A 19861-nucleotide genomic window follows, 5' to 3' on the forward strand; every position below is an offset into this window, starting at 1 on the left:
AAAGAAATATTTATATACAAAAAAAGAAGTTATTTTTATCGGAATAACCAATTGCAAACACGCATAAAATGCAACCCAAGCTGTTCTTAACATCCCTGCCTTTAATGGCAGCTATTGCCATTTCTAAACCGGCTTCTTCACAGGGGCTGATTATTAGCAATGGTGGCTACCTGGTAGCCAATACCGCTCATATCGTGATTAATGAAGGTAGCCTTGTCAACTCCGGCACCTTCGCTGCCGGTGGCGGAACTGTAGATTTTACCGGTGCTTTGCCTGCTTCTGTATCAGGTACATCTTCCACATCCTTTAACAATATTGTTCTAAGCAAAGCGGGTAATACCCTTACACTGTTACAACATATCTATGTAGCAGGTTCAGTAGGCCTGGGCAGTGGCAATATTGATTTAAATGGATACAACCTGGATTTGGGACCTACAGGCGTATTAAATGGTGAAACTGCCAGTTCCCGTGTATTGGGGTCTAACGGCGGATTTATTATGAGGTCGGCTGAGATCACTGCTTCCGGTAGCAGCGTTAATCCAGGAAACCTGGGTATGTTGTTTACACCTGCTTCTAATTTAGGGCACACCGTTATTAAACGTGGACATCAATCGCAACAGTTGGGTGGTGCCTTTGGCATTAACCGCTTTTTTGATGTTACCGCAACTAATGGCACAACGGCTAAAGAAGATGTTACATTCCGGTATTTTGATGATGAACTCAATGGGGTGGCAGAGAAAGAGCTGGGCGTGTACTATGTAACGGCTGCCAATACAGCAGGTACTTTACAAACGCAAAAAGCTTTTGATTCAGTGGCTAATACCATTGAAATCAATAATGCTGCTTTTGCTGGTAAGTATGTGCTGGCCAGTAATATTTCTGATCCAGCACGTGCTACAGATCTGGTAGCAACTTTAATTGGTAACAAGGCTGATCTTACCTGGACTACCTTATATGAAATCAATACTGATCACTTTGAGTTGGAACGCATAGTTGATAAAGGTTTTTTTCAGTATATAGGCAGCTTACCTGCAGCCACAACAGCTACCTCAGCTACCAATTATTACTTTACCGATCCGCAACCTGTTGAGGGGCCTTATACTTATCCTAGCCCGAGGTATTACCGCTATAAAGTATTTTTTAAAGATGGCAGTTACCGTTATTCAAATACGGCTTCTGTTGCGCCCGTAGGATATCCTAATTCTGTATTGCAGGTAAATCCTAATCCTACTACCGGCCCTGTAAATGTGAAGTTCAGCAGCTTTATACAGCAGAAGGTGTACCTGGAAGTAGTGAGCAATGCTGGTGTGATAGTAGCCCGCCAGGAAATGAATGCTGTGGTGGGACCAAACAGTATCTCCTGTGATATTAGTCATGTAACGCCGGGAGTTTATTATGTGCGCATGGTGAACATTTCCAGAACTGCCTATATGATAGTAAAACAATAATCTTTAATACTCAATCATTTATTAAACAACCATGCGACTTAAAAGACTCATTCTAGGCTTTTTACTGGCATGCACGTTACAGGTTTCTGCGCAAAACGTAGGTGTTAATGCCGATGGTTCGCTGCCTGATAATAGTGCTATGCTGGATGTAAAAAGCACGGTAAAAGGTATACTGATACCGAGAATGCTTGCTACGCAAAGACTTGCTATAGTAAGCCCCGCAACCGGCTTATTGGTGTTTCAGACAGATGGCACCAGTGGCTTTTATTTTAACAAGGGAACCACCGTTGCTCCTGATTGGAGTTACCTGGGTGCGCTAGGCCCTGCAGGCACCAACGGCTCAAACGCCTTGGTGAAAACATCATCAGAAGCTGCTGGTGCTAATTGCGCTACAGGTGGTTCAAAAATTGAAGTTGGTAACGACTCCAATAACAATGGAGTGTTAGATGCCACTGAAATTAATATTACACTTACCATTTACATATGTAACGGAGCCGTAGGCCCAACCGGGCCTACGGGAGCCACAGGTGCTACCGGCGCTACTGGAGCCACAGGTCCGCAAGGTATTCAAGGTGTTCAGGGTGTTCAGGGTGTAACCGGCGCAACCGGCGCTACTGGTGCAATAGGTGCTACGGGAGCCACAGGTGCTACCGGTCCGCAAGGTATCCAAGGCATTCAGGGAGTAACCGGCGCAACCGGCGCTACTGGTGCAATAGGTGTTACCGGAGCCACAGGTGCTACCGGTCCGCAAGGTATCCAAGGCATTCAGGGAGTAACCGGTGCAACCGGCGCTACTGGTCCAACCGGTGCTATTGGCGCAACAGGTGCTACCGGTCCGCAAGGTATCCAAGGCATTCAGGGAGTAACCGGCGCAACCGGCGCTACTGGTGCAATAGGTGCTACCGGGGCAACAGGTGCTACCGGACCGCAAGGTATCCAAGGCATTCAGGGAGTAACCGGCGCAACCGGCGCTACTGGTGCAATAGGGGCTACCGGGGCAACAGGTGCTACCGGACCGCAAGGTATCCAAGGCATTCAGGGAGTAACCGGTGCAACCGGCGCTACTGGTGCAATAGGTGTTACCGGTGCAACAGGTGCTACTGGCCCGCAAGGTATTCAGGGCATTCAGGGAGTAACCGGCGCAACGGGTGATACTGGTCCAACCGGTGCTATTGGCGCAGCTGGCCCAACTGGTCCACAAGGCCCGCAAGGTATTCAGGGGGTAACTGGAAGCACAGGTTCTATTGGTCTCACTGGTCCAACTGGTGCTACTGGGCCTGCCGGTCCTATTGGTCCCCAGGGGCCACAGGGCATTCAGGGAGTAACCGGCGATACAGGTGCTACTGGTCCTCAGGGTATTCAAGGCATTCAGGGGGTACCTGGTGCTACCGGACCGATTGGCGCCACAGGTGCTACCGGTCCGCAAGGTATACAAGGTGTTCAGGGTGTTACGGGGGCAACTGGGCCTACCGGTCCTGCGGGAGCCACTGGTCCTACTGGAGCACAAGGTGTTGCAGGCCCAACTGGTCCTGCCGGAGCCACCGGAGCTACAGGTGATGGCTTTTCCAACGGAACCACAGGCGGCCAGATGATTTTAACAATGAGTACTGCTCCCTATGCTCCAGGTGTACCGGTTTCGATGACTGGGGACGCTTCACTTACAAGCACTGGTGTAATTACCATCGGAAGCAGTAAAATCACCACCACAAAAATTGCAGATAATAGTGTTACAGTAGGAAAAATTTCTACCACAAGTGGAACAGCCAGCTCTACTACTTTTTTAAGAGGGGATGGTACCTGGTCTACGCCAAGTGGTGGTGGAAGTGGTGTAATAGGTGTTATTGCTGCCAATACAAATTCTCAGAATGTAGCTGTTGCTTCTACCAGTTCTTTTGGTAGCTTAACATTCAATAGCTATGGTGCACCTGGTACCGGGTCTTTTGACGGGTCAACTTATACAGCGGCACTTGCAGGTGTATATATGATAACTGTTAACTTAACTACCACCTATACTGCTACTGGCATTGCCCGGCCGGGAGTAAACTACACACCATCCGGTGGTTCAGCTACTGTTATAGCATGGGGAGTGGGCGGACCTTTTAGTAACGTTAATTTTCCGGCAACAAGTACTTCTACAGGTATGGTTACTACTGTATATTCACTGGCAGTGGGCGATAAAATTAATATTGTTACTGCCAATAACGTTGCCAATCAGTTACCAGTATCTACAGATGGTACAACAAGACTTTCTATTATCAAGCTGTTTTAAGTAATAAGCATAGATACAATAAAAAAGCATGGCTGAATGGCCATGCTTTTTTATTACTATAAATGAGTTTAATTCCTGGAAGGGAACACTCCATACACACACACTATATAATTGACAGCAGTGTATGGTTGCATGTTATCATGCGGCAGTGAATTCCCGAAGACGGATAGTGTTATAGTAGGGTTAGGTCCTGCAAAACCGGTAACAGGTACACTGCTCGCTGCCAGCGGCACTCTGGTGCCGGCAGTGGCAGTAGCGTAAAAGGCTGTAGCGGCATCCGTTCCCAGGTTGTTGTTAACAGGGGTAGTGGCCCCCGCGGTGGTGGCAGCTTTCATGGAAACTGACGCACCTACTGCTGTGTTGTTTAAGGTAAAGGTAGGTGTATGTGAGTGCTGCGGCAGGTTGGCCGTTGTTAGTGTTACCTGTTCAGTACCCATTACCTGGCCTATAACAACATTGGCCCCACCTGGTCTTTGTCCAGTTCCTATAGGTACGCGACCGCCTAAAGCAGGCAGTAAAAATGAGTTGACGCCATCGCCGCCAAATGTGGTGCCCATGACAGCGTATACTGTTTGAAAGTCATTCAGGTTCAGTTGCTGTCCCTGGCAAAGCATCCAGCCAGTCGGGGCAAAAGTGCCGCCAAACATGCGTATTTCTCCAATAGTTCCTTGCATAAAAATATCTTTTAAGAAGTGAGTGTTAATTTAGTTTCTGGATGGAAATACTCCATACATGCAAATAATATAATTCATGCCCAATACCGGCTGTATGTTGGAGTGTGCGGTAGTGCTACCTACAGAGGCTACTGTAACACTGGGGGTGCCGGGCGTAAGGTTACTGATAGTAACTGCATCGCTGGCCAACGTTTTGAAAACAAGCGACGGGCTAGGTGCCACATAGATTTGTGCTGAAAAAGAACCATCATCAGCAGCCAGTAAGGCACCGGAAGGATTGGTAATTGTGCCCGCCTCTCCTGTACCATTAACAGAATAATTTATAGTACCGCTGGCAGAAGAAGCGGTAACCGTAGCGGCATGGTTGTGTATAGGCATTTCGTCAAGAATAAGCGTGTGCGTTGGTTCGCCACCTACTTGCCCCAATGTATAATTACCACCATCTGCAGTGCTGGTGCCAGTACCCACCGGAATACGTCCTCTTAAATCGGGTAAGGCAAAATTGGTGGTGCCATTACCACCATAGGTGGTTCCCAGTAACGCAAAAAGCGCCTGGTTGGTAGATATATTCAGTAGTTGTCCTAAACAAAGTGCCCATGTTTTTGGGGCAAAATTGCCTGTGAAGCAGCGTATTTCAGCCATTGTTCCGTCCATAGATATTGAATGTAGGGTGAGTGAATGTGGTGAGCAATTAGTTTCGTGCAGGGAAATCACCTGACAGGCAGATGATTACATTCAGCGCCAGGTAAGGTTGCATGTTGTTATGTGGCAAAGATCTGCCGGCTGTTGCCAGTGTTACTCCGTTAATCTGCGGTGCTGTAACATTGGAAACAGTGATGGTGTCTTGCGCCATCGCTGCAACTGGTGCAGTGGCTGGGGCATAAAAACTGATAGAAGAATCTGTACCCAGGTAATTATTTTCCGGAGTCAGGCTGTTGGCGCTGTTCACGGCATTGATGGTAATGGTGGCCGATCCTGGTGTGGAATGTCCGGCTGTTGTTACATGGGTGTGTAAAGGAGTAGTGCTGGCGTCCAGCGTTACATTTACTGAACCGGCTTGCTCGCCTAGTACATATGTTTGTGTGCCTGGCGATGCGCCTGCACCCACAGGGGTTCTTCCTGCCAGGTTAGGTAGCGCAAAGGTACTTGATCCGTTGCCCCCATAAATACTCCCAATAAGTGAGAATAATGCAGTGTAGCGACTAACCGGCATCACCTGGCCCTGGCAAAATGCCCAGCTGCGAGGTGCAAAGCTTCCGGCAAATAACCTGATTTCACCGACTGTTCCGTCCATAGATATTTGTTTTATGATGAAGAAATAAAATAATTAATAAAATATTTCGCCGGCCTGCCATCCCATTTGAGATAGCTTGCTGCCGGATAAATACCCTTCACGTAGTTGCAAAATGGTAATGCGGATAAAAGTATTGTTGGCGCAAGCTGCTATAATGCCATGCGTACTGTCTATGTGTACTATAGTGCCAGGCACTACCCTGTCCGGAGGATTGTTGATGTTGATGGGCAATACTTCCAGCAGGCTCACCTGTATATCTCTAAAACGGGTGATGGCACCGCCATACCTGGGATTGGTGGCATTTACCAGTTGTATCATCTCATCGGCTGTTTGTTGTTCCCATTGAATGGTTAGGTCGGTAATGCCGGGTTTGGAAAAATACAGGGCCGGAGACGGCGTTTGTGGTGTAGCAGGTTGCTTTGGGTGTTGTAAGCTTTGCGATAACTTATTAAACAAAGTGGCCATCGCATGTCCTAACCGTTCACAATGAATGCCATAAGTTTCCAATGGCATCAGGGGTATTTCCTGTATACATACTACAGGGCCTGCGTCAATATCACTGGTCATCACATGTATAGTAATGCCACCCTGTTTTTCGCCGTTACGCAATTGCCAGAACACCGGGTCGGCTCCCGCATATTGTGGAAGCAAGCCAAAATGTGCATTCAGGCATCCTTTGGAAGGGAGAGTAAGTATGCTGTCCGGTAGTTTCCAGGGAAAGGTAAGCGTGAGTAATAGCTCGGCCTGCAGGTTGGTGATTAATGTACTTACTGTATCGGCTAATTGCTTTTTACTGGTAACATATATCTTGTCGGGCGCAATCATAACTTGTGCCAGCGCATTTTGTAAAAAGGCTGCTGACTTGTCGGGAATAACCACCGCGCCTAACTGACCTGTTTGTTGCAGGTGCATAATAGTAGGGATAGCTAATGTGTCGGAGTTGCAAAGGATGATAGTAGTCATGTTACACGCACAGGTATGGATTCATCCAACCAAAGTTTACTTCGTGAACTAATGATTTCATCGAATGGTATTCCATCTCAAATCCGGGCAGTGAGGCTATTTCCTGTACGTTATGTGTTGCCTGACCGGCTTTGATGTCATTACGCGTTATCACCATATCATAGTTGCCGGCCATAGTGGTTTGCTGCTCATTTGCCAACTTTAGCCCGGCATGGAACTGCTGCAATTGTTCGTTTAAATTTCCGCCGGCAGCGGCTGCTTTAGCCAGTAAAACACCAGTTTCATAGCCCAGGTGATAAAAGGCACGGTTGGCTTCTATGGCCGTGTTATTATAATGGGAGGCTGTAGTATGTATAGTAAAGTCGTCATGCAAGGTTTCCAGTGCGGAGGTTAAATAAGGAAGACCTATAAACTGCGTTTTTTTGTGCCATCCCCTTGCTATGCATTCATTGAGAAATAAAGTAGTTTCTGTGCCGCAGAAAGTGGCAAACACAAAATCGGGCTGATAGCTTTCGAGATAGGGGAATATCACAGATACATCGGCTAATGAGCCGGATGGCGGCATCGGGGTTACTGAAAAAGACCATTGCGCATTGGCATCGGCATGCATCATCCCCGTATGAAACATCTGTGAAAAAGCATAGCCAGAGTCATACACAGAGCTTACATACATTCCTTTCTTTCCAAAATTTTGTACGCCCCAGTTGCCAATGGCCCAGGCATGCTGCCATAAGTGCATGGAATTAACGTGGGTGTAGGTGCTCAGCTTGCCTACATTAGGGATATGTGAGCCCAGTTCATTGATGATAAAAGGTATTTTGTTTTTGTTAAACTGATCGGCAATGTCATCTGCTACTTTGTGCGATACCACGCCGGTTACGGCATCTACTTCGTGATAGTTGAAAAAACGGCTGCAGGCTTCTTCTGTTTGTTTTAAACTGCCTTGTCCTATAAACTCTTTCACCAGTTCAAGGGTAATATCTGTGTCTTGTGAACGGAAGCCTTCTTTTACACCCCGCTCAAAATCCTTGCTGACAGGAAGGATAGAAGAGGTAGGTAATAACAGACCCAGGGAGATGGTTTTCATCGAAATACTGTTTACTGATTTATGATTGGGGGTAACCTGTTTTTACTGTTAAGCTGAGTAGTAAAAACGGGTACTGGTTATAAGGGTTACATTCTTAGCTTTTCCAGCTGGTGATAGCCCTTAAAGGCTTTTGCCAGGTAGCCGGCAGTTTCATCAATTCCGGTAGCAGGAAGCGCGAATTTCTTTTCCGGCTCTTTTGCGTCAAAGCCGCATCGTTGCATAATATCCTGCTGTTCTTTTTCTGTAAAAGGGGTGTGGGTTAATTGATATACTTTTTCTGTTATAGCACCAAAGCCTTCATTATAATTCACGAGATAAGCTAAAGGGTCTTTGGCGTGAATCTGCTGCATCCGCTGATAGTACTGTTCCAGTATGGCAGCTACATAAGCGTGCGTGCCTTCCTGGTAAGCAGGTAGCTGCCCCAGGTTAAAAATTTCACTTTCAATAACACCTGGTACCGCATGCATCCCTTTCTTTTTTTCCTGTGAAGCAACTACTTCATCAGGCCTTCTGTATAAAAGAATAAATGGTACATCCGGATAATGTGCCCGTATTTCTTCATAAAAGAACAGGTGCCAGCTATCTGCTTTTATAAACAGTCTTTCTTCTGTGCCCGTGCGCTTTTGTGCATAATAAGAAACCGCATGTGGCAGCAGGTGCGACAGGTCTTTGCCTCCCTGTTTATACCGGGCGCGCAACAGATCATCAAAAAAAGGAACTTCTGCCAGTACTATATGGTTGGGGTTCAATCCCAGTAATTGTGACAGCAGGGTAGAACCACAGCGGGATACATGGAATATAATGGCTGCAGGTGGTAAAGCATTGTCAGGGGCCGACCATCCGGGTAAAACATCTACCGCACTGCTATAGCGTTTGCCAAAGCCGTTTTCAGGCAAGGATTTGCATTTAGATATGGTTTCGTCAAAGAAAGGATCGGTATAAGGTAATGTGCCCGGATATATCCATCGGGCATCTGTTCCATTATACAACTGGTACGGCAACCAGCCGGCAAGCGTGGAAGGTTCGGTTATAGGCGTCATAAATAAAATAATTAGGAAAGCGATTTTAACTGCGCTTCCAATGCATTTGCCAATGCGTCTGTTTGTGCTGAGCGATGGGTTCTTAAAGCTGCAATAGTGGCTAAGGTGTTTTCGATACGGGAATTGTCTATGCCTTCACTTTTTTGCGCACGGGCAAACAGTTCCTTTATCCAGTCATTCACTACACAATCAATTACCAGGTGTATCCTGTCCGAAGGTCCATTGTTTTCAACGCTATGTGTCAGATTAGCGTTAATATACCAGCACTGGCCTTCCTGCATGGGTATGATATCCTGCTCGCAATAAAAACAAACTTTATCATTAGTAAACACAGGTATGTGTAATCTTGCTTCACCGCTTTCAAAACAAAGCTCATGATCGCGGTGAGGTTTTATAAGGGCGCCACTTTTTAAATTCAACAACCGCACTGACATCACACTGCACTGTAAAGAAGCTACAAAGCTGTGGATGGCCGGGCAGCTTTCCATTAAAGGTGTATCGGTGTATTCCTGCCCAACATGTGTAATATCGGCAATGATATTTTGAGCAGAACCACCCGGCGATCGAAGCGATACAACATTCCAGTCACCTACATAATGATAGGTGTTGTGATGGGGCTTCCATTGGGTAGCCAGCTTCAACACTTCCTGTTGAATCAGGTGTATGTCTGCCGGTAAGGGCACGTGGGCAAAACGAATCATAAATTATGCAAAAAAGGGTATTTCAAATCTAGGGCTTTATTTTTAATATAATGTCGTTATTTATATCCCGGAAAACCGGTAAAAATAAAGCCGGCAGGGTAGCTGCCGGCTTTATTGGAAACGAGAGAAATAATATTATTCAAAAAACGCTGCAGGATATTTACCATCTGTTGGTGCAAACGGAATCTGCGCTGCCTTTACAATTACAGGAGCAACATCCATTAATTTCATTTTAGGAATAATAATACCTTTTTTCAATCCGGGGCCTACAGCCACAAAGCCGGTTTCTATTTCTTTATGGTCAGGGAAGAAACCGTGTGTACCTTTTACTGCTTTAAAAATATCTATCATCTTTTTGGTACCTGCGCCAAAAGTGGTGCCTTTTAAACCAGTTAACGCTAATGGTACATTAGGATCTGCTCCTATCTGTGTTAATAATTCTTTCTCAACAATAGTAAAGTATTGCCTGATAGAATCAGGCAGGTTTTTCAACAGGGTGCGTACGTGTTGCACAGTTTGCTGATCGTTGGCATCTTTCAGTTGTAAAAAGGCGGAACCACCCTGGCTGTGAAACTGCGCTTTCCAGTTACCGGTTTTTACATCAGTGATCAGGCCGTTTTGTTTCAGCAGGTAGTTGGGGCTAAGGCTGCGATAAATGTTTTCAAAGCCATGATCGCCTGTTACTATCACCAGCGTGCTATCAGTAATGCCTGCACGGTTCAATGCTTCCAGTATTGATTTTACACCTCTGTCGGCCCCGGCAACTGCGGCCCTTACCATGTAGCTTTCACGGCCATCCTGATGTTCATAATGATCGGTACAGGCCAGGTGAACGGCCAGAAAGCCGGGCTTGTATTGCCTGATTAAATAAGAAGCAATGCGGGCAGCAGTTTCGTCCTGCACCAGTTCATTGTCATCTGCATTCAAATCCTGCGGGCGTAAGAAGCCGGTAGCGCTGTCCTGTATTTCTTTCCATAGGCTGCGCGGGGTGGTGGCTGCTTCCATAGCCGGACGGGCATCCTTCATATTTTTATAATCCCAGTATTCAGGAAAGCAGTAATCAATAGGGGCGTTCAGCGTTACGGGCCAGCGAACGCAGGCTGTTTTTCTGCCGGCTTTTTGCATGGCGCTCCACAGCGTTTCTGTTTTAATCAGGTTATAGTCCCATAGCCATTTGCCGGTTTGGCCTTCTGCTTCAAAAGGAGTGTTGTATACAATGCCATGTTTGGCGGGTGTTACGCCGGTTACCATAGTGGTATGGTCGGGATAGGTAACAGATGGGAATACAGGGTCTACACCTTTAGCGGCTACACCCTGCTGCATTAAATGGCGCACCGTGTGCATGCCATAGGTGCTATCCAGGTAAAATTCGGGACGGAACCCATCTACAGTAATCAATACCACATGGGTGGCTACTCTTTGTTGTGCCTGCACATTTATCGATGCCGTTAATAACAGCATACAGCTAAACAGTTTTGTTGCTTTTTTCATTCTCTGCTTACAGTTAAGAGCCTGCAAGCAACGTTAGCAATGTTAACTTAAGGTTATTGTTGGGGTGGTAAGGGTATGGTTAACAATAAGGTAGCGTTTTAGTAAAATAAGGGTAACATTTATTATTTAAACCTAATTCAAAACAAAAGGCCACACTGCGTTTGCGCAGGTGGCCTTTGATAAGATAAAACAGGTTATGTTACGATTTTTTGGCTTTGCCCAGGCCTATTTTATAGGCGTCTGGTGTGCCTGTTACTTTAATGTTCATAAAGCGTACCTTCTTGTTCATGTCGCGGTATTCAATGGCATCCACCTGATCGGGGTCCACTTCCTCCTGCTTTCTGCCAAACAACATGCGAAAACCTACCTGGGTAACCATTTTTAAAGGAATGCGCATATAGTATTCCATTTGCATGTTCATGTACTGCTTACCCGAAATTTCCATAAAGCCCAGCGATGAGTTAATGTTCATAGCGGGAATGGTCAAAGCGCCGTCTTTAAAGGTGAGTTTGTTGCGCAGGGTATCAAAGCGTACCATGTTCAGGTTCTTATCTTTAAAGTAAGAAGCCATCGCCTGCATAGGGGCAAAATTAATCAGCACGCCATTGTGTATGTCTACTTCCAGCTGCGCTTCTGTATTTTCAATAATAGGGGTTAAGTCAGGGTGCATTTGCACATGGCTTCTGATCAGTCCGTTTAAACGTCCTTTGATATTTTTATTAATCACATAATCCTGGCCAAAGTAGTCCAGCTTCAACATCATCTTTTCTATATTCATGTCTTCCACCTTAATGCGGCTTCTGAAATAGATCTTCTTAGGATCGCTGCCGTTGAAATGTCCCCGCATACCCATTCTGCCTTCTGCAATTTCCAACCGGAGCGTATCGAGATACAGGTGCTGATTGCTTAACATACGAACGTTACCGGCTATGTTCTTGATCCATAAACGGTGATACTTGATCTTGCCAATATTCACGGAAGCTTTGAAGTCAATAAAAGGTATCTGGAAAATATTGAAAGCATCTGCATGCGCCGATGTGTTATGGGCCACGTTGGTTACTACCGGTGCAGAAGGCAGGGCAGGAGCATCTTCCTGGGCAGCGGTAAGCTGGTAATTGGTTAACTGGTCTACATCCAAAAAGCGGGAGGCAAAAGCCAGGTAGTTTTCTTTCTTCCTTTTAACGGTATCCTTTCCCGTGTACAGGCGCATGTTAATATCAAAATCACTTTTGCCTATTTTACCGGTAAGCGTATCAATTTTAATAAAATGATCCGCACCAATTTTCACCATACCCTTAATACTATCCAGCTCAAAAGCGTGCTTTTGCAGACTGCCCGATATATTGGCAATTTTAATTTTGGCAAAGCGGAAAGTGGAATCGTATTTCAATTCTGTTTTAGACCGCAGCCACAATTTATGGGCTACTTCATCATGATAATCTTTAGGTACAAAGTTGCGGCTGACAGGGCCGAGCAGATCATGTAAAGCCAACCGTTCCGATTTAAAATCGAAGGCTACGGTAGTGCGTCCGCGCATCACCTTATCAAACCAGAGGGCATAATTGTTTACACGGCCGCTGAAATGGATGTCGGTGCTGTCTATTTTGCCGGCAAAGTTGCGCAACATTACAGAAGTGTCTATAATAGTAAGCTCAGCGCCAAAATCATGAAACTTGTGCGGGTAGTGTTTAAAAGAAGCAAACAGGTTTTCCAGTTTAAATTTGCCTTTAGGCAGGGGGCTGGGATGTTGCAGTTCTTTTACCGAGGTTTCCAAAACGAGTCCTATATTAAAGCCATAGATCTCTTCTTTGGCTTTATTGCTTTTGGCGGTGTCAAAAGCCAGCAGTTCGCTCATCACCAGTTTATTGCTATGGGCCTTAAACGTTACCTGCACCGGCTTTTGCTGCTGGTGAAACAAAGCTGGTAAATCGCTTAACGAGCCTTTCAGTTGAAAATCGGAATGGCCGAGGCGGAAGGTCAGGGTATCCAGGCTTACAAAGCCATTTTTCATATTGGCATGTAAATCCAGGTTTTCAATATTGTGCGGGAAGTTGGGAATGCGGAAGGTAAGGTTAGATACTTTTAATTCACTTTGAATGCCCTGGGTAAGTTTACCCAGCGATTGCTCTGGGGCGCTTACATCTACCAGCTCTTTAAAGTTCATGCTAAGGCTAATGTGTCCGGTAATGCGTTCTAAATCTTTAATACCCAGAAATGCGCCAATAAATTCCAGCTCCAGCTCTGATTGCAGCTGCATCAGAATTTTAGGATCGGTAAAATCACGCATAATAAAGTTACCTCTGAAAACTCCTTTGTCGGGGCGTGCATTCATGTTGGTCAGGCGCAGTTCAGATGTTTTTAAACTGCGGCTGGCACCGTTGGTGTAATAGCCGGAAAATGCCAGGGAGTCCAGTTTCTTATTGGCTTCGGTATTATGTAACCAGGCATCTTTACAGGAGAACGAAAGGGTCATTAAAGGCATTTGACCATCACCTAGTTTGCCTTTTACGGTACCTTCAAAAGCCAGGTGGCCATCGTATTTAAAGTGCTTCAGCTCTTTTGCTACCTCCTCCGGGGCAAAAGAAAACAGCTGCTTAAAGTCTGGTTTGTCGCCGGAAAATTTCAAATCCACTTCTGGCTGTTTATCCAGGCAGGCAGTGCCGGTAATGTTAAAGCTGGCGTCTTCGAGTTTTATTTTGCCTACAGGCAGTTGTAGTGTTTTGCCGGCTTTATTATACGCTATCTTAATATCCGCTTCCAGTTTTTTATGACGGAATAAACTGGTGTCGGTAGTGGTAGTGAAATCTACTACGGAATTGCCTTGCAAATCAGCATAAACGTTGGCGCTATCGTTGCGTAAAGAAGACTTGATCTTTTCAATATGGGTGAAAAAATGGTTGCCACTGATATTATCCTGGAAGCTAATGTCCATGCCCTTTAATACAATCTTCTTTATATCCAGGTCCAGCCCGGTAGAATCGCTGGCAGGGGCCGCTGTAGAATCTGTTTGCATGCGGCTGGCTTCAATAATGTTCAGCTGGCCTTGTTTGTTCTGTACCAGGTTCAGGTGTCCGTTCTTTAACACTATGGCCTTTACCCGGTATTGTTGCTTTAATATGTCGGGCAGGCTAAATCCTACAAATATCTTCTCCGATTGGTAAATGGGAGTACCGGTTTTTTGCTTGTTCGCATAAAACTGTACCTGGTGCAAGGCAATAGATACATAGGGGTAGTTCTGGAAAGGCGTAATAGTACTACCTCCAATGACCAGCTCGCCTGGAAATTGTTTGTTCAGTTCCTGTACAGCCAGTTTTACCAAACGTTCCTGCTGGGTATATAATATGGCGGCAGCAATGCCTACCAGCACTATCAGCAAAACAATGGGTAATACTAAAAAACGAAACAGCCTTTTCTTTAATTTACTTGCCATGGGTTGAATGTATCCGGAGTGAAACAATTACCGCAAAAATATACCTGTTATTACTAATATAATGCAGGAAGAGGGGGCATTTTCGCCAGTACCCCTATAAACGCGTGTTCCTTATATTTTATGTTGCACCAAATGAAAATGTTGTTTCTTTGTTCCGAAATCAGTGATGTACTGATATTATAATGCACAGCCTCAGCCACTTGGGATGACACATGATTTAGTAGCCATACAGAAGCGAATTGCTTTAGGTGAAGAGCAGGCGTTAGCCGAGCTTTGCCGCTTGCTGCAAACCAAATTGCAGCAGTTTGCGGTAACGTTGGTGCGTTCGAGGGAGCAGGCAGAGGAAATAGTAGAAGATGTGCTGGTAAAGCTTTGGTACAACCGCCAAAACATAGCGGCCATAGAAAATCTGACAGTTTATTTATACGTAGCCGTTAAAAACCAGTCGTTAAACGCCCTGTCGCATAAAGCCAAAGAACTCATCACCGCTTCTTACGATCAGCTCGATATTAATTTAACCCATACGGCTGTTTCGCCCCACGATTTACTGGTAACTGCTGAAATGATGCAACGGATGCAGCAGGCAGTAGATGCATTACCACCCCGCTGTAAAATGATTTTTAAACTGGTGCGGGAAGATGGTTTGGCCTATAAAGAAGTGGCCGATATTCTCAACATTTCTATCAATACCATTGATGCTCAGATGGCTATTGCCGTAAAAAGAATTGCGGCTGCAGTGGCCGTTCAGAAGCCTTCTTTCCGAAATCCCTTCCTTTCTTAACCAGCCGGGCATAATTTTTTTAACTTTTTTTTGATTTCCTTTAGTAGATGATTGCAAAAAGCCTGTCTATGGTAATGTTATGCTATAGACATAACTGGTCATATGAGTAATAATTCTAACCGGGTTTGGCTTTTAATGTCCCGTTGCTTGAACGGGGAAGCTTCTGCAGCTGATGAAAATGAGCTGGAGCTATTGATGCAGGCAGATGAAAGCGTGCGCCAGCAGTATAACACTATGCGTGCATTATGGCGTAGCACCGCGCCTGATACTTTCCAGGATAATATACACACAAGAGAAGAGGTAAATGTGGCCCGCATATTACAGCTGGCCAGGGTAGAAGAAGCGGTGGCAGCACCTGTTGTGCCTGCTAAACGCATTTGGTTAACCCCTCAACGTGTTGCCGTTATGGTAGCGGCCGCCAGTGTTCTGCTGATAGCAGCGTACTGGCAGCTGGTGTACCGTTCCGGCGATCGCAGGGTTCAGGTAATTGTAGCACAGAACGGAAGCCGCATGCAAAGCAAACTGCCCGATGGTTCCACTGTTTGGCTGAATGCGGGTAGCTCCATTTCTTATCCCGTCAACTTTACAGGATCGCAGCGTGAGGTGGAATTAAAAGGAGAAGGGTATTTTGATGTTGCCAAAAACGCCGGCAAGCCTTTTATTGTGCATACGGCAGGTATTGATATTAAGGTGTTGGGTACTGCTTTTAACGTGAAAGCATATGATACCGATAAAGAGGTAGAAACTACTTTAATCAGTGGTATGGTGCAGATAAGCCGTTCCGGCAAAGGGCAACAGGCAACGCCTATTGTGCTGCATCCCGATGAAAAGCTGGTAATACCCCGTAAAAAGGTAATGGCTACCGCACAAAAAAGTGCAGCCGTGGCCCCTGTTACTGAAGAAGACCTGCAACTGGCAGATTCTAAAATAATGCACATTAATACACAGCTACCATCGGCCGAACTGGCCGAAACTGCCTGGATGCATAACAGGCTGGTGTTTAAAGGAGAAAGCTTTGGCGAGTTGGCTCCTAAACTGGAACGCTGGTATGATATAGCCATAGAATTTACTGCACCATCCCTGCAGGCATTGCGTTTTAATGGCTCTTTTGAAAATGAAACGGTGGAACAGGCTTTCGATGCTTTGGCAACGGCTGTTCCGTTCCGCTTTCAGATTCAGGGCCATAAAGTGCTGGTGATGGCAGATAAATAGAGAAACGATATTGTTAATATGAAAAAAAGAAAACCCATGCGCTATTTACTGGGCTATTTAAAAAATCTACATCCCAAATAAGTACAAAAAAAACGGAGAATGTTGGCGCATTCTCCGGAAAAAGCAGGTTAAAATATCCAATTAAGCGTATCCCAGCCCTTGGCGGGGCTGGGTTTCATTAACCCACAATTCTAAAAGTATGAAATCTCCGGTAACGGATGCCAAAAAAACTTTGGTAAAAAAGCTATTGCTTCTAATGAAACTGACAACAGTGTGTATGCTCGCTTTTGTAATGAGTGTGTCAGCAAAAGGTCTCGGGCAACGCAAAATCTCTATTCAGGCAAAAAATGCTGATATCAGCACTATCCTTGCCAACATTGAACAAAAATCGCAGTACCGTTTTCTGTACAACACCAACCTGCCTGCTATTAAGCAAAAGGCAACCCTGAATGTGCAGGATACGGAAGTGAGAGAAATTTTAGGCATGCTGTTTAAAAACACAGGCTTATCATTTCAATTCATGGAAAATAACCTGGTAGTAATAAAGGAAGGAGCAGCTGCCCCTGATGAAATTATTATTAAGGGTAAAGTTGTAAATGAAACTGATGGTCCGTTAGCAGGCGTTTCGGTACAGGTAAAAGGTGGCGAAAGAGGCACTACTACCAATGCGGAAGGTGCTTTCACCATTCGTGTGGATGATGCCAACGCTATACTGGTGTTTTCTTATATCGGTTACGACGCCAAAGAAGTACCGGTTGCAGGAAAAAGCGAAGTATCTGTAAAAATGCAATTGTCTACTTCACAGTTAGACCAGGTAGTAGTAGTAGGTTACGGTACCCAGCGTAAAAGCCAGGTAGTGGGTTCAGTTGCCAAAGTAAGTGGCGCTGAAATCAGCAAGCAACCCGTTTTAACTGCGGCACAAGGCTTACAGGGTAAAACTCCCGGTGTGCAAATTATGGCTTCCGGTAAACCAGGCGATCAGCCGGTGGTACGTATCAGGGGTACCAACTCTGTAACAGGTAGCGCTGATCCTATCTATGTAGTAGATGGTGTTATTATGACAGATATCACTAACATCAACTCTACCGATATACAATCAGTAGAGGTGTTAAAAGATGCGAGCTCACAAGCTATTTACGGTAGCCGTGCTGGTAATGGTGTGGTATTAATCACTACCAAATCTGGTAAAAGTGGCCGTATGCGCGTTGGTTTTGATTCTTATGTAGGTTTTAAAACGCCCACTTCCAAAGTGAAAATGGCAGATGCCCAAACTTATGCAGCATACAGTAATGAAGCGTTGGCATATGATGGAAAAGCAGCTTTATTCAATTTAGATACTATTACTAACAATACAGATTGGTTTAAAGAAATCACCCGTAATGGTATGATGCAAAGTCATAACGTTAATTTAAGTGGTGGTACAGATAAAACCACTTATTACTTCAGTGCCGGTTATTTAAGAGATGAAGGTATTTTAAGAGGTAATAATTATACACGTGGTGTTATTCGTTTGAATAATGAGTACAAAGTGGCATCTTTTCTGAAACTGGGCCATAACTTAAACCTGAACATTTATAAAAATAACAATAAGCCTAACGAGTTTTCCGATGCTTACCGCATGGCACCAACTTCTCCTGTAAAATATGCAGATGGCAGTTATGGTTACCTGAGTCAGTTAAGTATTGCTAACCCTGTTGCTGCACTGGATTATACCAATGATTTCAGCAATGGCCTGCGTTTACAGGGTAATGCTTATGCCGAGTTAACTCCGGTAAAAGGTTTAGTTATTCGTAGCAGCTTCAACTTCGATCAGTATAATGTAGATACTACCAACTACAAGCCCTCTTATTTTGTATCTGATGTTCAGCAAAATAAAACTTCGTTGTTAACAGTGGCTAATGGCAAAAGCTTCTACTATATATTCGACAACAACGCTACATACAGCTATAATATTAATAAGCATGAGTTTAAGCTAACAGCTGGTTATTCTGCTGAACGTTCCAGGTTGAGACTCAGTTCTTTTAACGAGCAAAATATTCCTAACCAGTCAAACCTGTGGTATATAGGCCAGTTGGGTGATGTAAATACCATCACCGGAACCAGCAGCGGCACTATGGTGCGCAGGGCTTCCGGCTATAGCAGACTTGGTTATAGCTTCGATCGCAGGTATAACTTTACTGGTGTGTTACGTCGTGATGGCTCCAGCAAATTCCCTACCGGTCAAAAATGGGGTACCTTCTATTCTGTGGGTGCTTCGTGGGTAATTTCACAGGAAGAGTTTATGAAAAATCAACGTGTTTTTGATAATCTGAAAGCGCGTGTAGGGTATGGCAAAGTAGGTAACGATAACGTATCCAGTGAGGTGGCTTACCTTAACCCTGTAGGCACCACCGGAAGTTATTATTTTGGTAGCGGTACTAATGTGGGCCAGGGTATCACTGTTAACCAGTTTATCAGTCCTAATGCTACCTGGGAACCTACCACTGGTTTTGATGCAGGTATAGAATTTACTACTTTAAACAGAAGGTTAACAGGTGAAATTGGTTACTACTATAAAAAAACCAATGCTTATATCCCTGTTTCTTTAACATCTGTTACAGGTGATAAAGACAAAATCGTGTACGACAGAGCGGCTGATGTAAGTAACAGAGGTGTGGAAATTACCTTAAACTGGCAAGATAGAGTAAATGCAAATTTCTCTTACCATGTAGGCGCTAACGTTACTTTCAACAAAAACAATGTAGAGCGTGTAATTGGTTCTTTACAGTTAAAAGCGGGTGATCTGAAAAATGGTGAAATCACCACCTATACCGTTCCTGGCAGCCCCATCGGTAGCTTTTGGGTATACCAGACAGATGGTATTTACAGATCACAGGCAGAGATTGATAATTCTCCACACTTTGATGGTACCCAACTGGGCGATCTTAAATATAAAGATGTGAATGGTGATGGTGTGTTAAGCGATGCTGACCGTCAGTTAGTGGGTTCTTACCAGCCTAAAATGTACTTTGGTTTTAATACAGGCTTTAACTATAAGAAATTTGATTTTTCTATTGACTGTTATGGTAACCTGGGTAATAAAATATATAACGGTAAAAAAGCTATTCGTTTTGGTAATGATAATATCGAAATGGCAAGAGCAGAAAACCGTTGGTCACCCACCAACCCTAATGGCACTAACCCACGTGCATCTAACGCTGTTCCCAAACCATCTACTTATTATGTAGAGTCTGGAAGCTTTTTCAGAATCAATAACATCACTGCAGGTTACACTATTCCTTCTTCCAGCTGGCATTTAGGTATTAGTAGCTTGCGCGTGTTTGTTTCAGCGCAAAACCCAATTATTATTAAGAAGTATAGCGGTTACACTCCAGAACTGCCAGGTATTGCTACCGAAGCAGGTATTGAGTATAACATTTATCCTGTTACTTCTACTTACACTATGGGCGTTAACCTGTCATTCTAATAACT

At 44.8% G+C, this 19861-nt stretch carries 14 protein-coding genes; 5 read left to right on the plus strand and 9 right to left on the minus strand.

The window, feature by feature from the left end; all coding sequences use genetic code 11:
* Positions 1 to 68 precede the first annotated feature (68 nt).
* Together FLA_RS01455 and FLA_RS31975 are read left to right on the plus strand one after the other, a co-directional pair.
* On the plus strand, positions 69 to 1448 hold the full coding sequence (locus FLA_RS01455; protein ID WP_076381634.1) for a T9SS type A sorting domain-containing protein: 1380 nt from the start codon (positions 69 to 71) through the stop codon (positions 1446 to 1448).
* A gap of 31 nt (positions 1449 to 1479) precedes the next feature.
* Positions 1480 to 3717 carry a DUF7151 family protein gene (locus FLA_RS31975; protein WP_084206458.1) on the plus strand — a complete coding sequence of 746 codons (2238 nt, stop codon included), beginning with the start codon at positions 1480 to 1482 and terminating at the stop codon, positions 3715 to 3717.
* Between the two features lie 68 nt (positions 3718 to 3785).
* Here FLA_RS31975 and FLA_RS01465 read toward each other — a convergent pair whose 3' ends face one another.
* From FLA_RS01465 to FLA_RS01505, 9 genes are all read right to left on the minus strand, one after another.
* A complete protein-coding gene (locus FLA_RS01465; RefSeq protein ID WP_076381635.1) occupies positions 3786 to 4391 on the minus strand; it encodes a phage tail protein in 606 nt (201 codons plus the stop codon).
* Between the two features lie 30 nt (positions 4392 to 4421).
* Positions 4422 to 5045: a phage tail protein gene (locus tag FLA_RS01470; RefSeq protein ID WP_076381636.1), complete on the minus strand. Its 624-nt coding sequence runs from the start codon at positions 5043 to 5045 to the stop codon at positions 4422 to 4424.
* A 37-nt stretch (positions 5046 to 5082) separates the two neighbouring features.
* Complete coding sequence (locus FLA_RS01475) at positions 5083 to 5685, minus strand: phage tail protein (protein ID WP_076381637.1); 603 nt, start codon at positions 5683 to 5685, stop codon at positions 5083 to 5085.
* A gap of 33 nt (positions 5686 to 5718) precedes the next feature.
* The gene (locus tag FLA_RS01480) at positions 5719 to 6648 is read right to left on the minus strand and encodes a methionyl-tRNA formyltransferase (RefSeq protein ID WP_084206459.1); all 930 of its coding nucleotides are present in this window, start codon (positions 6646 to 6648) and stop codon (positions 5719 to 5721) included.
* A 1-nt stretch (position 6649) separates the two neighbouring features.
* Positions 6650 to 7735 (minus strand): ABC transporter substrate-binding protein, encoded by a 1086-nt coding sequence (locus tag FLA_RS01485; protein ID WP_076381639.1) that lies wholly within the window; start codon positions 7733 to 7735, stop codon positions 6650 to 6652.
* A gap of 86 nt (positions 7736 to 7821) precedes the next feature.
* Entirely contained in the window at positions 7822 to 8775 is a 954-nt protein-coding gene (locus FLA_RS01490; protein WP_076381640.1) for a sulfotransferase family protein, read from the minus strand.
* Between the two features lie 11 nt (positions 8776 to 8786).
* Positions 8787 to 9476, minus strand: a complete 690-nt coding sequence (locus FLA_RS01495; protein ID WP_076381641.1) for an aspartyl/asparaginyl beta-hydroxylase domain-containing protein — start codon at positions 9474 to 9476, stop codon at positions 8787 to 8789.
* 135 nt (positions 9477 to 9611) lie between these two features.
* Positions 9612 to 10967 (minus strand): alkaline phosphatase family protein, encoded by a 1356-nt coding sequence (locus FLA_RS01500; RefSeq protein WP_076381642.1) that lies wholly within the window; start codon positions 10965 to 10967, stop codon positions 9612 to 9614.
* 199 nt (positions 10968 to 11166) lie between these two features.
* On the minus strand, positions 11167 to 14397 hold the full coding sequence (locus tag FLA_RS01505) for an AsmA family protein (protein WP_076381643.1): 3231 nt from the start codon (positions 14395 to 14397) through the stop codon (positions 11167 to 11169).
* A 205-nt stretch (positions 14398 to 14602) separates the two neighbouring features.
* On the opposite strand from FLA_RS01505, the gene FLA_RS01510 reads away from it, so the two are divergent.
* The 3 genes from FLA_RS01510 (at position 14603) to FLA_RS01520 (ending at position 19856) form a co-directional block, all read left to right on the plus strand.
* The gene (locus FLA_RS01510; protein ID WP_076381644.1) at positions 14603 to 15178 is read left to right on the plus strand and encodes an RNA polymerase sigma-70 factor; all 576 of its coding nucleotides are present in this window, start codon (positions 14603 to 14605) and stop codon (positions 15176 to 15178) included.
* Positions 15179 to 15313: 135 nt separating this feature from the next.
* The gene (locus FLA_RS01515) at positions 15314 to 16390 is read left to right on the plus strand and encodes a FecR family protein (protein WP_076381645.1); all 1077 of its coding nucleotides are present in this window, start codon (positions 15314 to 15316) and stop codon (positions 16388 to 16390) included.
* A gap of 256 nt (positions 16391 to 16646) precedes the next feature.
* A complete protein-coding gene (locus tag FLA_RS01520) occupies positions 16647 to 19856 on the plus strand; it encodes a TonB-dependent receptor (protein ID WP_159445169.1) in 3210 nt (1069 codons plus the stop codon).
* The last annotated feature ends 5 nt before the right edge of the window (positions 19857 to 19861 follow it).

The sequence above is a fragment of the Filimonas lacunae genome, from assembly GCF_002355595.1.
In the GTDB taxonomy this organism is placed as follows: Bacteria; Bacteroidota; Bacteroidia; order Chitinophagales; family Chitinophagaceae; genus Filimonas; species Filimonas lacunae.

What these genes read in the sequence shown, in the direction of transcription:
- FLA_RS01455 (WP_076381634.1), top strand. Translation starts at nt 69, where the DNA reads ATGCAACCCAAGCTGTTCTTAACATCCCTGCCTTTAATGGCAGCTATT.
- FLA_RS31975 (WP_084206458.1), top strand. Translation starts at nt 1,480, where the DNA reads ATGCGACTTAAAAGACTCATTCTAGGCTTTTTACTGGCATGCACGTTA.
- FLA_RS01465 (WP_076381635.1), bottom strand. Translation starts at nt 4,391, where the DNA reads ATGCAAGGAACTATTGGAGAAATACGCATGTTTGGCGGCACTTTTGCC.
- FLA_RS01470 (WP_076381636.1), bottom strand. Translation starts at nt 5,045, where the DNA reads ATGGACGGAACAATGGCTGAAATACGCTGCTTCACAGGCAATTTTGCC.
- FLA_RS01475 (WP_076381637.1), bottom strand. Translation starts at nt 5,685, where the DNA reads ATGGACGGAACAGTCGGTGAAATCAGGTTATTTGCCGGAAGCTTTGCA.
- FLA_RS01480 (WP_084206459.1), bottom strand. Translation starts at nt 6,648, where the DNA reads ATGACTACTATCATCCTTTGCAACTCCGACACATTAGCTATCCCTACT.
- FLA_RS01485 (WP_076381639.1), bottom strand. Translation starts at nt 7,735, where the DNA reads ATGAAAACCATCTCCCTGGGTCTGTTATTACCTACCTCTTCTATCCTT.
- FLA_RS01490 (WP_076381640.1), bottom strand. Translation starts at nt 8,775, where the DNA reads ATGACGCCTATAACCGAACCTTCCACGCTTGCCGGCTGGTTGCCGTAC.
- FLA_RS01495 (WP_076381641.1), bottom strand. Translation starts at nt 9,476, where the DNA reads ATGATTCGTTTTGCCCACGTGCCCTTACCGGCAGACATACACCTGATT.
- FLA_RS01500 (WP_076381642.1), bottom strand. Translation starts at nt 10,967, where the DNA reads ATGAAAAAAGCAACAAAACTGTTTAGCTGTATGCTGTTATTAACGGCA.
- FLA_RS01505 (WP_076381643.1), bottom strand. Translation starts at nt 14,397, where the DNA reads ATGGCAAGTAAATTAAAGAAAAGGCTGTTTCGTTTTTTAGTATTACCC.
- FLA_RS01510 (WP_076381644.1), top strand. Translation starts at nt 14,603, where the DNA reads ATGACACATGATTTAGTAGCCATACAGAAGCGAATTGCTTTAGGTGAA.
- FLA_RS01515 (WP_076381645.1), top strand. Translation starts at nt 15,314, where the DNA reads ATGTCCCGTTGCTTGAACGGGGAAGCTTCTGCAGCTGATGAAAATGAG.
- FLA_RS01520 (WP_159445169.1), top strand. Translation starts at nt 16,647, where the DNA reads ATGAAACTGACAACAGTGTGTATGCTCGCTTTTGTAATGAGTGTGTCA.